The organism is Streptomyces sp. NPDC096136 (assembly GCF_044763325.1).
GTDB lineage: Bacteria > Actinomycetota > Actinomycetes > Streptomycetales > Streptomycetaceae > Streptomyces.
The window spans coordinates 1-14,080 of record NZ_JBIWFZ010000033.1; the positions used below are offsets into that span (position 1 = coordinate 1).

Annotated in this window: 13 protein-coding genes; 5 read left to right on the top strand and 8 right to left on the bottom strand. The window is 71.0% G+C overall.

Going from position 1 to position 14,080, the window contains the following annotated elements:
• Positions 1 to 1,637 precede the first annotated feature (1,637 nt).
• Both ACIRBY_RS36730 and ACIRBY_RS36735 read left to right on the top strand, forming a co-directional pair.
• Positions 1,638 to 2,354: a hypothetical protein gene (locus ACIRBY_RS36730; protein ID WP_366455888.1), complete on the top strand. Its 717-nt coding sequence runs from the start codon at positions 1,638 to 1,640 to the stop codon at positions 2,352 to 2,354.
• The gene (locus ACIRBY_RS36735; protein ID WP_042811489.1) at positions 2,351 to 2,824 is read left to right on the top strand and encodes a hypothetical protein; all 474 of its coding nucleotides are present in this window, start codon (positions 2,351 to 2,353) and stop codon (positions 2,822 to 2,824) included. The genes ACIRBY_RS36730 and ACIRBY_RS36735 overlap by 4 nt, the downstream gene beginning before the upstream one ends.
• Before the next feature lie 133 nt (positions 2,825 to 2,957).
• Here ACIRBY_RS36735 and ACIRBY_RS36740 read toward each other — a convergent pair whose 3' ends face one another.
• The 8 genes from ACIRBY_RS36740 to ACIRBY_RS36775 form a co-directional block, all read right to left on the bottom strand.
• A complete protein-coding gene (locus ACIRBY_RS36740) occupies positions 2,958 to 3,395 on the bottom strand; it encodes a MarR family transcriptional regulator (RefSeq protein ID WP_403909116.1) in 438 nt (145 codons plus the stop codon).
• Entirely contained in the window at positions 3,392 to 3,877 is a 486-nt protein-coding gene (locus tag ACIRBY_RS36745; RefSeq protein WP_403909119.1) for a MarR family winged helix-turn-helix transcriptional regulator, read from the bottom strand. The genes ACIRBY_RS36740 and ACIRBY_RS36745 overlap by 4 nt, the downstream gene beginning before the upstream one ends.
• Positions 3,878 to 3,974: 97 nt before the next feature.
• Complete coding sequence (gene tpg / locus ACIRBY_RS36750; RefSeq protein ID WP_403909122.1) at positions 3,975 to 4,529, bottom strand: telomere-protecting terminal protein Tpg; 555 nt, start codon at positions 4,527 to 4,529, stop codon at positions 3,975 to 3,977.
• A 3-nt stretch (positions 4,530 to 4,532) separates the two neighbouring features.
• Positions 4,533 to 6,707 (bottom strand): telomere-associated protein Tap, encoded by a 2,175-nt coding sequence (tap, locus tag ACIRBY_RS36755; protein ID WP_403909125.1) that lies wholly within the window; start codon positions 6,705 to 6,707, stop codon positions 4,533 to 4,535.
• A gap of 113 nt (positions 6,708 to 6,820) precedes the next feature.
• A complete protein-coding gene (locus ACIRBY_RS36760; RefSeq protein WP_403909128.1) occupies positions 6,821 to 7,747 on the bottom strand; it encodes a ParB/RepB/Spo0J family partition protein in 927 nt (308 codons plus the stop codon).
• Positions 7,744 to 9,000, bottom strand: coding sequence for a ParA family protein (locus tag ACIRBY_RS36765; protein ID WP_403909131.1), 1,257 nt, complete (start codon positions 8,998 to 9,000; stop codon positions 7,744 to 7,746). Before ACIRBY_RS36765 ends, ACIRBY_RS36760 begins: the two co-directional genes overlap by 4 nt.
• A 135-nt stretch (positions 9,001 to 9,135) precedes the next feature.
• Entirely contained in the window at positions 9,136 to 9,804 is a 669-nt protein-coding gene (locus ACIRBY_RS36770; protein WP_403909134.1) for a ScbR family autoregulator-binding transcription factor, read from the bottom strand.
• 192 nt (positions 9,805 to 9,996) lie between these two features.
• Positions 9,997 to 10,731, bottom strand: a complete 735-nt coding sequence (locus tag ACIRBY_RS36775; protein ID WP_403909137.1) for an SDR family oxidoreductase — start codon at positions 10,729 to 10,731, stop codon at positions 9,997 to 9,999.
• A gap of 217 nt (positions 10,732 to 10,948) precedes the next feature.
• Here ACIRBY_RS36775 and ACIRBY_RS36780 point away from each other — a divergent pair, with 217 nt between their 5' ends.
• The 3 genes from ACIRBY_RS36780 (at position 10,949) to ACIRBY_RS36790 (ending at position 13,891) form a co-directional block, all read left to right on the top strand.
• Positions 10,949 to 11,914 (top strand): NAD-dependent epimerase/dehydratase family protein, encoded by a 966-nt coding sequence (locus tag ACIRBY_RS36780; protein WP_403909140.1) that lies wholly within the window; start codon positions 10,949 to 10,951, stop codon positions 11,912 to 11,914.
• 161 nt (positions 11,915 to 12,075) lie between these two features.
• On the top strand, positions 12,076 to 12,765 hold the full coding sequence (locus ACIRBY_RS36785) for a TetR/AcrR family transcriptional regulator (protein ID WP_403909143.1): 690 nt from the start codon (positions 12,076 to 12,078) through the stop codon (positions 12,763 to 12,765).
• 490 nt (positions 12,766 to 13,255) lie between these two features.
• Positions 13,256 to 13,891 carry a ScbR family autoregulator-binding transcription factor gene (locus ACIRBY_RS36790; protein WP_403909146.1) on the top strand — a complete coding sequence of 212 codons (636 nt, stop codon included), beginning with the start codon at positions 13,256 to 13,258 and terminating at the stop codon, positions 13,889 to 13,891.
• Positions 13,892 to 14,080: the final 189 nt, after the last annotated feature.

Below are 14,080 nucleotides of genomic sequence, written 5' to 3' on the forward strand. Positions count from 1 at the left end.
GGACCCCCAGCGCTGCGCGCTGGGGAAGAGACCCGCCTCGCTGCGCTCGGCGGAGGCTCGCTTCGCGAGCCAGGGCCGGGCCTTCGGCCCGGTAAGGCCTGCGCTTCGCTCCGGCCTGGAGGGGGTCTGCCTCGCTGCGCTCGGCGGAGGCTCGCTTCGCGAGCCAGGGCCGGGCCTTCGGCCCGTTAGGGCCTGCGCTTCGCTCCGGCCTGTAGCGGGTCTGCCTCGCTGCGCTCGGCAGCAGGCCGCTTCGCGGCCTAGAGCCGGCCCTTCGGGCCTATGGTGCCTCCGCTTCGCTCCCGCCAAAAGAAAGGAAGGCCGCCTCGCTGTGCTCGGCGGCAGCTCGCATTGAGAACCAGAGCCAGGGCTCCGGGCTTTGTGGTGCCTCCGCTTCGCTCTGGCCTGAAGAAAGGTTGCCTTGCTGCGCTCGGCGGAAGCTCGCTTCGCGAGCCCAAAGTCGACCCTTCGCGCTGGTCAGGCCTCCGCTTCGCTCCGGCCTGGAGGGCAGAGACCGCCTCGTTGTGCTGGGCGGTAGCCCGCTCCGGGGGACAAAGTGGGCGTTCTCGGTCGGTTGCCTTCTGTCTTTGCTTTGGCTGTGGGTTAGTCCTTTGCTTCGCTCCGGACTGAGGAAAAGACCTTGCCTGGCTGTGCTCTGGCGACCGCCATTGAGGGTCGAAGCCTGGTTCTTGGAGGTAGTTGCTGCTGTTTTGCGGGCTGACCTTGAGTTTGTGGTGGTGGGGTCTTGTGCTTCGTTTGAGGTGAGGAGTCGCAGGGGCGGTCTTGCGGCTGGAAAGGGGGGTTGTTTTGGAGGGGGATTTTGGTCGTTTTGTGGTTGTTCTTGAGTGAGATGTGGTGGTTGTCGGCCCCTTGAGTGGTTTACGAGTGGTGGTGGGCGTGCTGGAAGGAGGGGGTCAGTTTTTGTGACGAGGAGTCAGACAAGATCGGGGGAGGGGTTGGGGTGGGGGTTGTGTGCCGGGGGTGGTCAGGGGGGATGGGTTTGGGTTGCTGGGTGGAGAGGTTGAGGTGAAGGGCTTGAGGGGTGGTGGGGGGTTGGTGGAGATGGGCTGTGGGGTGTTAACGGCGTTAATGGTCGGTTGGGTGGGTGATTCAAAGTGATGTGGGGATAGAGATAGGAATCAGTCAGATTCTGCGCGGTTACGGACAGGCTGTCCGGTCCGTGTCGGTGGGGTGGCTGGAGTGGTTCGGCGTCAGGAGATGTGTTGGCGCCGAGGGTTCAGGACGGCGTTTCGTGCGCGCAGCGCGGCAGGAGACGGCCTATAGAGGGTACGGATATGCGTTGCCGCAGGTCAGTGGGGGTGCAGGGGGAAAGTTATGTCCCCTCAGAAGGGACATAACTCGGGCGATGTGTCGCTGGTAGGGGGACACATCGGCTGCAAAATGTCAGTGAGGCTGACGCTTTTTGGGCCAAAACGTCGGGGAGGCTGACGTTTTTCGCGAGATGTGTCGGCGAACTGCGCCAGAGCGGGGTGGGGTTGGGGGAGGGGGGTTCGAGAGGGCCTGGCGGGGGGCTGTGGCCGAGATGTGTCCCCCCTGGGGGGACATAAGACACGCCGAACGTCAACGAGCGTGACATTAGTGTCACCCTTGTTGACATACTCTCTCTGCAGATCAACGAAGTGGAGAGCATCCTCGTGTCATCAGAAGCACAGCGCCGCCGGCAGAGTCCGTCGCGCGCGCCGCGTCCTGATCTCCCCGTTGATGACGCGATCTCGGCGTGGAGTCAGCCGCTGGCTCCGGTCAAGGACCTGGACAGCCTCGCGAAGCGGTACCCCAGCCGGAAGCTCACGCTGGACGGTGAGCGCAAGCCGCTGGAGTTCTACGGGACGCAGAGTCAGCCAAACGCGTTCTCGATGGACAGCCTGGAGTTCTTCCTGGTGATCGCCCAGTACTTCAGGGAAGCATTGCCCCTGAGGCTGATCCTGCTGCTGATCGCGTGCCAGCGGGCGGGAGGGCGGATTCCACTTACTCAGGAGGAGATGGCTACGATCCTGGACGTCAGTCGGACAAAGACGTCGGAGGCTCTGCACACCGTCATGTCTCATGGGATCGTCTTCAAGGTGCGGCGGGGTGTGTACCAGTTCAACCCGCCCTACAGTTACCGGGTGGCCGAGTTCATCCCGGGGACGGAGACGGCGGGTGAGTTCGTGAAGGTGGAGCAGCACAGCGCCATCTCGCAGATTCGCAGCGACACGAGCTTGCCCGACCTGGTGCGGTTCCCGTCGCTGGACCACATGCGGCAGGCAATCGAGGAACTGCGGGCCGAACGGTCCAAAGAGCGCGCTGCGCGCCGGCTGAGCCGGGCACAGCGCAAGGAAGAAGGGACAGCTCAGTGAGCACCTTGCGATTCGCTGCGGTCAACGCCGACGGGCTTCTCTCCGACCTCGACCTTCCGCCTGCCGCGTACCGTGTGCTGCTGAAGCTGCGTTCGCTGAGCGAGCCCGGTGGGCGGATCCTGATCGACCAGGCCACCATCGGGGGGCTGCTGGAGCTGAGCCGGCCGAGCGTCAACGCCGCTCTGCGCAGCCTGGAGCTGGCGAAGCTCGTGCGCAAGGTCAGGAACGGGGTGTACCAGATCAACCCGATGCTGGCCGGGTACAACTCCTTCGAGGACGCCGTCGCCGCCGTGAACGAGATGGCGCCGGACGAGAGGCTGGACGCGCGCGGGTACGTCGCCAGCTACCACCAGGCGGTGGCGGAGTACCAGGACCAGCTCGCCGAGCAGCGGAAGAAGCGTGCCGCGCAGGCGGCTGCGAAGAAGGCCGCGGAGTCGAAGCGTCGGCGGACCTTGCACGCTGTGGGGTAGGCGGCTTGAGGAAGGGGCCTTGAAGGGCTTCTGACGGCTTCTCAAGGGCTTTTGAGGGCCCCGGGATATCCCGGGGCCCTCAAAGGGTTTCAGGGGCTGGTGGGGGCGTTTGCGGCTTCGGGGGTGTGGGGGCTCAGACGGCGGCCAGTTCGGCGTTCGCGCGGGCTGTGATGAGGGTGAGGACGCGGCCCGCGACCGCGAGGTCCTCGGCCGGGATGCCGGCGTACAGGCGGGTGGCGATGGCGGCCGTCTCGGCGGCGGTGGTCTCGTACAGGTCCCGGCCGGCGCCCGTGAGGCTCAGGGCGGAAGCCTGGCGGTGCAGCAGTTTCGCGGCCGTCAGTTCGCCGATGACCTCTTCGATCAGGGGTGCGGTGGCTTTGAGGGCGTCGGTGACCTCGGCGACCAGGTCCTGGTGGGCGAGGGTGCCGCCCGTGGCGGCGACGGTCCGGAGGGTGACGCTCTGGTGGAACGTCACGCCGTGGCGGGTCAGGGCGCCCTCGGCGAGGGTGCGGGCGGCGTGGTGTGCCAGGGCTATGACGCGGGCGTCGAGGGTGGGGGCGGTGACGGTCACGGCTGCGCCTTCTCGTTCTCGGTGAGCGGATCAAGCGGATCAAGAGGTGCGTCGAGCAGGGTTGCGAGGTCGCGGGCGAACTGTCGTGCGCGGGGGGCGTCCTGGCCGCCGAGCGGCCGCAGGAGCTGGTCCAGGAGGTTCTGGACCGTGGTGATCGCGCGGCCCGTGAGTTCGTGGCCCTGTTCGGTGAGCGACAGCTGCATGGCGCGCGGGTCGTCCGGGTCGCGGGTGCGGGCGACGAGGCCGGAGGACTCCAGGGCGCGGGCGAGCTTGGAGACGTACAGCGGTTCCAGGCCGGTGTGGTCGGCCAGGCGGCGCTGGCTGGGGCGCAGCCCGGCGCGGGACATGCCGTACAGCGAGGCCAGCAGGGCGTACTGGGCGTGGGTCATGCCCAGGGGGGCGACCGCCCGGTCGACTGCCACCCGCCACTTCGTCGACAGGCGCCAGACCAGGAAGCCGGGCGTGGCGATTTCTCCGTCCATGGAGGATAGCGTACATGGCTAGTATGTACATGGCTAGTGTTTGGGGTGGGTGGGTGCGTGGGTGGTGCTGGCCGTGGGTGGGTTGTGGTGGGTGGGGCTAGAAGGCGAAGTCCACGTAGTCGATGTCGGTGAACTCGACCAGGAGGCTGGAGGCGCGGGCTCCGTTGTCCTTGAAGTAGATCTCCTGGAGGGCCTCCGCCGTGATGTGGCGCAGCTGGGCCTCGGTGGCGCCGGTGTCCTGGGCCGCGAAGAGGCGGCGGGCGTACTCCGGGGGGAGGTGCTGGGTGATGCGGCGCATGCGGCCGTCGTCGGTGGTGCCGGGGGCCGCGGTGAAGCCGAAGCGGGCGCGGGTCTCGATGACCAGGCCGGTGGTGCGGGCCGCCTGCTCGCGGGCGCGCTTGCGGACCAGGGGCTGCCAGCGGCGGCGTACCTCCGATTCCAGGCGGGCCGCGAGGGCCGGCTTGGGCTGCTTGATCTCGTTCTTCACGTAGCGCTCGACGGTGCGCTGGGAGATGCCGAGGAGGGTGGCTGCGTTCTTCGTTGATTTGAGCTGCTTGACGAGGTAGCGCATCTGGGCGCCCGCGGACTTGGGGACGGGGCGGGTGAAGTGCGGTTCGTCGGCCTTGGTGAGGCTGTCGGAGATGTCGGGCATCGGTTACTCGCCGTCTGCTGCTGCGTCGTGGCCCTTGATGTGGCGGGCGGGGTTGAGGTGTTCGTCGAGGAGCTGCACGGCCCACAGGAGGGGCTGGGTGCCCTCGTGCTTGACCATGCCGGGGCTGACGCCCAGGCGGAAGCCGCCGGGGAGCGGCTTGCCGTCGGGGGTGCGGGGGAGGAAGTCCAGGGGGCTGGGGCCGTCGGAGAGGTAGACCGCGCAGTCGGAGAGGACCGCGATGGGGTAGAGGCCGGCGGCCGTGGCGAGCTTCTGCATCTTGCGGTGCATGTTGACGCGGGCCGTGGAGATGACGGCGGCGCGGATGTCGGGGCGCCAGGTGGGGCGTTCGAGGGCGGGCCAGGGCTCGCCCGGGCGGTAGCCGGCGCCCTGGGGGCGTTCGCGGAGTTTGCCGATGCCGCCCTTGACCGTGGATTTGATCGCCGAGAGGACGGAGGAGGGGAGGGGGTCGTGCTGCTTGTGGGTCTCCATGGCGGTGAGGAACTCGGGTTCCGTGAGGGTGGTCGTGACGCCCATGTCCGCCATCGTGGCCAGGTAGGCGTCGCGGAGGCGGGTGTACCAGGCGTCGAGGTAGGGGCCGTGCTCCGGGCGGACCCACGCTTCGGTGGGGCGGACGTCGTGGCCGAGCTCGCGGGCGTAGGCCAGGGTCGGGGTCGCGTACCAGGCCGGGCCGGTGGGGGGCCTGCCGTGCGGGGTGAAGGGGCTGGGGAGGCGGGGGTCCAGGGAGAGGGAGGAGAGGTCCGCCAGCCAGCAGCCGGGGAGCTTCGGGTCGAAGCGGGGGCTGGAGGTGTGGGTCGCGGGGCCGGTGCCGACGGTGAGGCGGTTCGCGGCGGCGGCGAAGGCCATGTTCACGTCGATGCCGACGGCGTGGGTGCGGGCGCACTCGGCGTCGGTGAGGAGCTCCGGGTCGCGGATCCAGTCGTACGCCTCCTCGTCGAGGACCTGGTCCGGGGTGCGCTGGTGGGAGCGGGGGTGGAGGGAGGCGACCACGGGGTGCTCGTCGGGGGCCTCCGGCGGGGCCGGGTCGACGGGGCGGGTGAGGGAGCCGGGCACGGGGGCGGACTCCCAGGCGTTGGTCGCGGGGTTGCGGACCGCGCGGGTGGGCGGGCGCAGGGCCGTCATCAGTTCCAGGCCGGTGACGGCGGTGGAGCCGCGGGGGGTGAGGACGCGGGCGGCGTAGGTGGAGAGCAGCTCGGCGAGTTCGGGGGCCGGGAGGTCGGCGGTGTCCTCGCCCCAGGCGCGGGGGTCGAGGGCGCCCCAAGGGAGCACCGCGAGCTGGACGCACTGGCGGCCCGTGGACGGGGAGGCCGGGCGGTAGATGCGGGCCCAGGGGCCGAAGCCGCGTCGGGTGAGCTGCCACTTGGCCTTGGTGAGCTGCTTGACGACGGGGTGGTTGTCCGGGAGGCGGAGGGCGCGGCGGTCTTCGAGGGCGAGGGGGAGGCCCAGGCGCTCGGCGGCGGGGGCGGTGAGGACGAGGAGGGGGTCGCCGTCCTTGCCGTTGCGGTGGAGGCGGGGGGCGCGGAGGTCGGCGTCGGGGCCGAGGGCCCAGGAGATGAGGGCGGGGAGGTCGGAGGTGGGGTGGCTGAGGAGGACCCCGCCGGCGGCGTGGGCGTGGCCGGTGCCGTCCAGGACGGCGAGGGGGCCGTTGCCCTGGAGGGGGAGGGGGAGGCCGGTGGAGTGGGTGGGGCGCGGCCGGGGGGAGAGGCCGGGGTGGGCCGGCGTTGCCGTGGGGTGGGGGGCTGTTTCGTGGGGGGTGGGGGTGTTAACGGCGTTAAGGGTGGTGGGTGGGGTGGGGGGTTCGGCGTTAACGGTGGGCGGTGGGGTCGGGGCTGCGGTGGGGGGCTCGGCGTTAACGGCGTTAATGGTGGTGGTGGGTGGGGTGGGGGTGCCCGGGGTCGGGTGGAGGGCGGCGAGGCCTTCGAGGAGGCGGGCGTAGGCCGCGCGCTTGGGGGGACGGGGGGCCGTGCGGCCGGTCTCCCAGGAGGTGACGGTCTCGCGGCGGACGGAGAGGGCCTTGGCGATCTGGTCCTGGCTCAGGCCGGCCGCCTCGCGCAGGCGCTTGCGCTCGTCGGGGGCGGGGAGGCCGTCCTTGGCCGCGGCTTCCTCCAGCAGGGCGTCGACCGCTGCGAAGAGGGTGGTCTGTTCGTTCGTCTCGCTCATTGCTACCTCCAAGGCCAGCCTATGTGAAGCGCACGGTTGAACGCACCTGAAACGCACTCGGGGGCGTTAACGGCGTTAATGCCGTCAGCGCCCCCGGCGTGCGTGGGTCCGGCTCAGATGCGCTGCATCAGGAGTTCCGTGACGGCCTTGAGGTCGTCCGGGGTGAGGTGGGCGGTCAGGGCGTCCGCGATGGTCTCCGGGGACTGGGCGGAGATCGTGATGCGGGGGGTGGGGGCGGGCGGGGTGGGTGCGGTCGCGGGGGCCGGGGCGTTAACGGCGTTAACGGCGTTAACGGTCGGGGGGGTCGGGCGGGTGCGTTGGCGCGGGGGGTTGACGGTGTTGAGGCTCTCCGTGGCGGCCGCCGCCTGTTCCTCCTGGGGGAGGCGGCCGATGCGGCGGGCCGGCTCCACCTTCAGCTCGCCCGTCTCCACCTTGTCCTGGAGCTCGGGCGTCAGGTTGAGGAGGGTCAGGCGCTGGGAGACCCAGGCGGGGGTCTTGCCGATCCGCTTGGCCACCTGGGCCTGGGAGCCGTGGACGTCGACGAGCTCCTGGAGGGCGCGGGCCTGGTCCATGGGGGCCACGTCGACCCGGTGGACGTTGGCGATGAGCGCCGATTCCAGGATGTCGGCGGCCGAGGCGGACAGGGCGTCGTTGACGTGGATGTGCATCGTCTTGAGCCCGGCCAGCTGGGCGGCGGCGAGGCGGCGGTTGCCGTCGATGACCACGTACGGGGCGCGGCCGAGGCCGTCGGTGGCGCCCGGGTGGGCCTCCATGAAGGCCATGCGGGTCGCGACGGCCAGGGGCTGGAGCTGGCCCCGCACGCTGAGGGACTGCGCCAGCTCGTCGAGGTCGGTGAGGTCCTCGCGGAGGTTGAAGGGGTTGTGGGCCAGGGCCTCGATGGGGACCTCGGAGGGCGGGACGACCCCGGAGGTGGGGGCGCCCGTGGCTTCGGCGATGGCGGCGCGGCGGGAGCTGACGCCGACGGGCTGGGCCCGTGCGAAGGACGCCGAGACGCCGAGCTTGTCGGCCTTGCTGCTCATGAGATCTCCCGGGCGAGGGCACGCAGGGCGACGGCCTGGTCGCCGTTGGGGGCGTAGACGAAGAGGGGCTGCTTCAGCCGGACGGACTCGCGCTGTTCCTTGAGGTCGGGGACGATCGCCACGACCCGGGGATCCTTTATGTCCATCCACGCCTGGAGCGAGCTGGTCGCGATGTAGCCGCGGCGGCCGTCGTAGAGGTTCACGACGAGGCCGAGGTAGTCGATGTCCAGGCTGAGGTCGTCGCGCAGGTCGTTGATCTGGGAGGTGAGGAGGTCGTACGCGTCCGCCGAGGAGTCCTCCGCCTGGACGACGATCAGCGCGCCGGAGGCGCCCGGCTGTTCGGTGTCGCGGCGCCGGCCGTAGTAGATCGCCGCGTCCATGCTCAGGCCGAGGCTGGGCGGGCAGTCGATGAGGATGACGTCGTAGTCGGACTCGACGGGGGCGAGGGCGCGTTCGAGGGCCGCCTCGCGGGCGCGGACCGTGGAGAGGCGGACGTCGAGGAGGAAGGCGTCCGTGCAGGCGGGCAGGAGGTGCAGGCGGTCGCCGAAGCGGTCGTGCTCGATCGGGGCGATCAGGTCCTGGAGGGGGCCCTTGGCCTCGCCGGCCATGTGGCAGGTGAGGCTGTCGCCGCCGATGGGGAGCGGCTGCTGGCCGAGCTGTTTGGTGAGGTGGCCCTGGGGGTCGAAGTCGACGAGCAGGACGCGCATGCCCAGGCCCGGGAGGTCTTCGAGGTCCAGCGGGGTGGTGGGGTGGGCGCCTTCGGTTTCCCCGGGGGCGGCGAGCCTCGCCAGTTGGCGGGCGACGCGGACCGGGTGCAGGGTCGAGGGGTCCTCGGCGAGGGCCTCGGCGGTGCCGGCGGTGATGGCGGTCTTGCCGACGCCGCCCTTCTGGTTGCACACGACGATGCGCCGGACGACCGAGGGGCGCTGGACGGTGGGGGCCGGGTTCATCTCCAGCCAGAGGTGCACCGCTTGGGCGAGACCCTGGATGAGGGAGACGCCGCGGTCCTTGGAGTCGGTGCGGAAGGACTCCCACTGGCCGGCGGGCAGCCACGTCGAGAACGACTCGGCGCCGGAGGTGTCGACGGGGGAGGGGGCGGAGGCGAGGGCGCTCCAGTGGGCGATGCCCTGGTGGACGGCGTCCTGGATGTCGACCCGCAGCTGGGCGGTGCGGATCTTCAACTCCTGGCGGAGCCACGGGGGGAGCTTGGAGACGACCTTCTCTCGGTCGTTCGGGGACGAGGGCGAAGTCATGAGAGGGACTTTACTAACGTTCTTGGGTCCGTGTGGGCGCCACGCTTGGGTTTTGCTAACGAAATGGGTGGGGAAGGGCTCCAGGCATGCGAAAGGGCGGCCCCGCGGGTGTGCGGGACCGCCCTGGAGGGGTCGTCAGGGGCGGGGGAGGGCTGGGACGGTGGGCAGGTCCAGTGCCGCGCGGCACTCGGGGGAGCCCGTCGGGTCGAAGCGGTCGAGGCGGCCGGCGGGCACGATCCCCGGGAGGAGGAACTTCCAGAGGTCGACGACCCGGGCGTGCAGGTCCTCGCGGCCGGTGCGGACGTGGGAAGTGACCTGGATGCCGGTGAAGGAACCGACCAGGAAGGTCGCGAGGCCGGGCACGTCGACGGAGGGGAGCACGTCGCCGCGTTCCTGGGCCGGCGTCAGACAGCTGCGGCAGGTCTCGATCCAGGCGTTGTACGGGGACGGGTCCGGGTCGGTGAACGAGCCGAACTCGATGACCAGACGGATGCCTGCGCGGATGCGGACGTTGGTGCGCAACCCGGACGCCATGCGGTGGGTGAGGTCGATGACGGTCTGGAGACCGGGGTCCTCGATGGCGGGCACGTGCTCGGAGACCTGGAACTGTTCGTCCACCAGGGTGCGGGCGAGGGCCTGCTTGGACGGGAAGTGGAAGTAGAGGGCGCCCTTGGTGACTCCGGCGTGCCTGACCACGTCGCTGAGGCTGGTGCCGCCGAAGCCCGCGTGGTCGAAGGCGATGGCCGCACCGTCGAGGATCGCCTGCCGGGTGACCTCGGCCCGTTCCTGCCTGACCCTCGCCACGTGTGTCTCCCGATGTCGGTTTCGTCCGTTGGTGTTGAAGATCAATCTTGTGGGAGGGAACGGAAAAAAACCAGTCGACCAGTACTTTTAATACGCTTAGTAGGTCTCCTTTTGGGGATGGTTGGGGGGTTTGGGGTGTTGTTTTTCGTCAGGTGGGCGAGGTGGGGCATTAACGCCGTTAACGGTGCCCGGTCACAGGTGCATGCCGCCCGAGGCGTCGAGGAGTTGGCCGGTGACCCACAGGGCATCGGGTGAGGCGAGGAAGGCGACGGCGCCGGCGATGTCGGACGGTCGGCCGATGCGGTCGAAGACGGACAGTCCGGCCAGCCGCGCCAGCCCCTCGGGCGTGGTGCGGAGCTTCGCGTTCATATCGGTCGCGGTGAAGCCGGGGGCCACCGCGTTCACGGTGATGCCCCGGGGGCCGAGCTCCTTGGCGAGGGCGAGGGTGAGGGTGTTGAGCGCGCCCTTGCTCATGGAGTACACGACGGACTCGGGGTAGGACATGCGGGTGATGGCCGAGGAGATGTTGATGACGCGGCCGCCCTCCGGCATGCGGGTCAGGCCCTCCCGGGTGAGGAGGAGGAGCGCCTTCACGTTGACCGAGAAGATCCTGTCGATCAGCTCCGCCGTGACCTCGTGGATCCGCGCCGAGCCGCTGACCGCGGCATTGTTGACGAGGACGTCGAGCCGGGGTTCGATGCCCCGCCGGACGAGTGCGGCGTCGAACACGGTGTAGAGGGATTCGACGTCGCCGGTGACGCCGAGTTCGGCGCGCAGGGGGAAGGCCTCGCCGCCCGCGGCGTGGATCGAGGACACGACCGCGGCGGCGGCTTCGGCGTTGCGCGCGTAGTGGACCGCCACGAGGGCGCCGTCGGCCGCGAGCCGCGCGGCTATCCCGCGGCCGATGCCGCGGGAGGCTCCGGTCACCAGGGCCGTCTTCCCGGACAGGGGTCCTCCGGCGGTCCTGTCGCGGGGCTGGCCCGAGGGTACTCCGTCCGCCGGCTGCGGCTGCGGCTGCTGCGGCGAGGCGGGCTGCGGTACGGGTGACGAGGTCAAGATGAGCGCCGTTCTGTGGGACGGGTCCGGACGACCAGACATAACATTTCGGCTGTTCGGTTTTTTCCGGGGGAGGGGCAGTTACCTGATGGCCGAGCCGCAGCGGCTGGTGATCACCGGCGCGACGGGATTCATAGGCTCGGCGGTCCTCGCCGAACTCGCGTGCATCCGGGACGGAGCGGGACCCGAGGGGCCGCACCTGGTCCTGCGCACCGTGGGCCGTGCGGCCCCGGAGGCCGGCCGGCCGGCCGATGAATGGCGTCGGGGGGACCTCTCCGACCCGGAATCGTTGCGCGGGAGTTGCGAGGGGGCGGACGTCCTCCTCCACCTGGCCTCGCAGGTCGGATCCGACGAAGGGGAGTGCGCCGCCGTCAACATCGGCGGAACCGCGGCGCTGATGGCCGAGGCGCGGGCGGCCGGGGTACGGCGGATCGTCCACCTGTCCACCTCCGCCGTCTACGGCCGCGGACCCCACCGGGGGATGACCGTGAACGCCGTCGTCCCCGCCCCCCAGTCCCCGGCGAGCCGGACCCGGCTCGCCGGGGAGGGGCCCGCGCTGGCCGCCGGGGCGGTGGTGCTCCGGCCCGGTCTGGTGATCGGGGCCGGGGACCGCTGGCTCGTGCCGGCCCTGGACCAGCTCCTGGGGGCCACCGGGGCGTTGTGGGAGGGGGGACGGGCCCTGCTGTCGGTGGTGGCGGTACGCGATCTCGCCCGGCTCATCGCCCGTCTCGCGCTCGGGGCCGGCCCGGCCGGAGGAACCGTCTGGCACGCCAGCCATCCGGTGCCGGTCAGGGCCGCCGACCTGGTGGGGGCCCTCGTCGCACGGGGTGTGCTCCCGCCCGTGGACGCCCACCTCTCCGAAGCCGAATGCCTGGAGCGCATGGCGGCCTCGGGCTGTCGGGTGGGCCCGAACCAGTTCAGGCTCGTCGCCCAGGACCACTGGTACGACAGCGCACCGGTGTGGGACGCCGCCGACTGCCCGCCCGGGCCCGGCCCGCTGACGTGCCTGGACGAGGCCGCCCCCTGGTACCGGGAGTTCCTGGCCCGCGTGTGAGCCCGCGCCGCGTGGTGCGCCCGGCCCGGGTGTGGGGCTGAGGCGTTGGACGCCGGGACGTGTTGTGTACGGTGGACGCTGTTTTGGCGTGTGGGTGAGGGGAGCACGGGGTGGCGGACGGGGCGTGGAATGCGGTGGTGCGGCTGTTGTGGGGGCCGCCCGTGACGCCGGCGAGGGGGCCCCGTAGGGGGCTGACCCTGGAGCAGATCGCGGTGGCGGGCGTGGGGATCGCCGATGCGGCGGGGCTCGGCGGGGTGTCGATGCAGGGAGTGGCCGGGGAGCTGGGGGTCACCAAGATGGCCCTCTACCGGTACGTGCCGGGCAAGGCCGAGCTCGTCGCCCTGATGGTGGAAGCGGCCCTGCCCGACCCGGGCGCGGGGCTGGACCCGGCGTTGGCGGCGGCCGGGGACGGCTGGCGCGAGCGGCTCGGGGTGTGGGCGCGGGAGCTGCTGGCGGGGTACCGGGCGCATCCGTGGCTGCTGGACGCGACCGTGGGGGCGCGGGCGTTGGGGCCGCGGGAGGTCGGGTGGCTGGAGCGGGCGCTGGCCGCGATGCAGGGGTGCGGGCTGAGCGGTGCCGAGGCCATGGACGTGGTGGTGCTGGTGACCGGGCACGTGCGGGGGATCGCCGGACAGGAGCGGGCATCGGACGGGACGGCGGGGGTGGACGCCGAGCTGGGGGCCGTGCTCGCGGCGGTGGTGGCCGAGCGGGGGGAGGAGTATCCGGCGCTGGCGGTGGCGTTGGGGTCCGTCGCGGAACACGGGGGGCAGGACCAGGGGCTGGACTTCGGGCTGGAGCGGATCTTCGACGGGGTCGGGCTGCTGGTGGAGCGGCGGCGGGCGGGGGGCTGAGGCGGGACGCCTGTCCCGGGAATCGTGGCGGTGGCGGTGGCGGAGGGCGCCACCGCCTTTTGTGTGCCCGTGGTCGTTCGTCGCGGGCCGGGGCCTGCGGCGCCCGGTGTGGCGAGAGTGTGGGCCGGGCGCCGCTGAGGCGGGACTTCGTGGGCACCCGTGACGGTGTGAGCGGGGGGTGGTGGGGGCGCGGGGGCGTTAACGGCGTTAACGGCGTTAACGGGTCGGGGTGATGGGTGTCCGGGGTGGGGGAGCGCGAAGGGTGGTGGCGGTGCGGGTCGCGGTGGGGTGGCGGCCTGGGTGGGCTGAATGCAGGGGTCTGGGGGAGTTGGGGGCAAGCGCCGGTGTTAACGGCGTTAACGGGGGGTGGTGCTCCGGTGGGAGTCCGGTCCGGCTCCGGCGGGGGACCCGACTGTGGCGCAGGACGCCACGCCACTTACCCCTTGCGGGGCGGACCGCTGATGCGGCGGATGCGGTGTGGAGAGCCCCCATGGTCAAGCAGGAACGTGCGGCACGCACGAGGGAATCGCTGATCCGCGCCGCCGCGGAGGTGTTCGCCCGGGAGGGCTTCACCGCCGCGTCGATCGCCGCGATCAGTCGGCGGGCCGGAGTGACCTCCGGTGCCCTGCACTTCCACTTCGACGGGAAGACCTCCCTCGCCCTGGCCGTGGAGGAGCGGGCCGCGCGGACGCTGCGGGAGGCCGCCGCCGCCCAGGGGGAACGGGTGGACGCCGACGGGCCGTTGCGGGTGCTGGTCGGGTCCACGGACACGCTGCTGGCGTTGCTGGCCGAGGACGTCGTCGTGAGGGCCGCGTTCGCGCTGTCCGCGGACACCGGGCACGGCAGCCGGACGGACCTGCGCCGGCAGTGGCGGCTGTGGGCCGCGGAGTTGCTGGTCGCCGCCGAGCGGGCGGGGCTGCTGGCCGAGGGGGTGTCCCCGCAGGAGGCGGCGCGGCTGGTGGTCGCGCTGACGGTCGGGCTGGACGGTCTCGCAGGGGTCGAGCCCGGACGCAGTGCCCGTCAGCTGCTGACCCGGATCTGGACGGTGATCCTGCCGGGGATCGCTCGCCACGAGGCGGCGGCTGCGGTCCTCTCGGAGGTATCCGAGGACAATGAAACAGACTGACTGGTTTGATTTTTGAGCCTCTAAGGGTGTTATATGGCTACTGTTGCGAGGCGGCTGAAGAGCACCGCGTTGCCATGGGTGGGTGCATAACTCATAAAAGCCCAGGTCAAGCGGGTTTGTTGAGCGACATCGAGATCTCGCCAGGGCCAAAACTGGCCGCCCGGTTTCGTATTGACAAACCGTCCGGCC

Coding starts and splice junctions, on each gene's coding strand:
- ACIRBY_RS36745 (WP_403909119.1), bottom strand. CDS start 3,877: ATGGACGGAGAAATCGCCACGCCCGGCTTCCTGGTCTGGCGCCTGTCG.
- tpg (WP_403909122.1), bottom strand. CDS start 4,529: ATGCCCGACATCTCCGACAGCCTCACCAAGGCCGACGAACCGCACTTC.
- tap (WP_403909125.1), bottom strand. CDS start 6,707: ATGAGCGAGACGAACGAACAGACCACCCTCTTCGCAGCGGTCGACGCC.
- ACIRBY_RS36760 (WP_403909128.1), bottom strand. CDS start 7,747: ATGAGCAGCAAGGCCGACAAGCTCGGCGTCTCGGCGTCCTTCGCACGG.
- ACIRBY_RS36765 (WP_403909131.1), bottom strand. CDS start 9,000: ATGACTTCGCCCTCGTCCCCGAACGACCGAGAGAAGGTCGTCTCCAAG.
- ACIRBY_RS36780 (WP_403909140.1), top strand. CDS start 10,949: ATGGCCGAGCCGCAGCGGCTGGTGATCACCGGCGCGACGGGATTCATA.
- ACIRBY_RS36790 (WP_403909146.1), top strand. CDS start 13,256: ATGGTCAAGCAGGAACGTGCGGCACGCACGAGGGAATCGCTGATCCGC.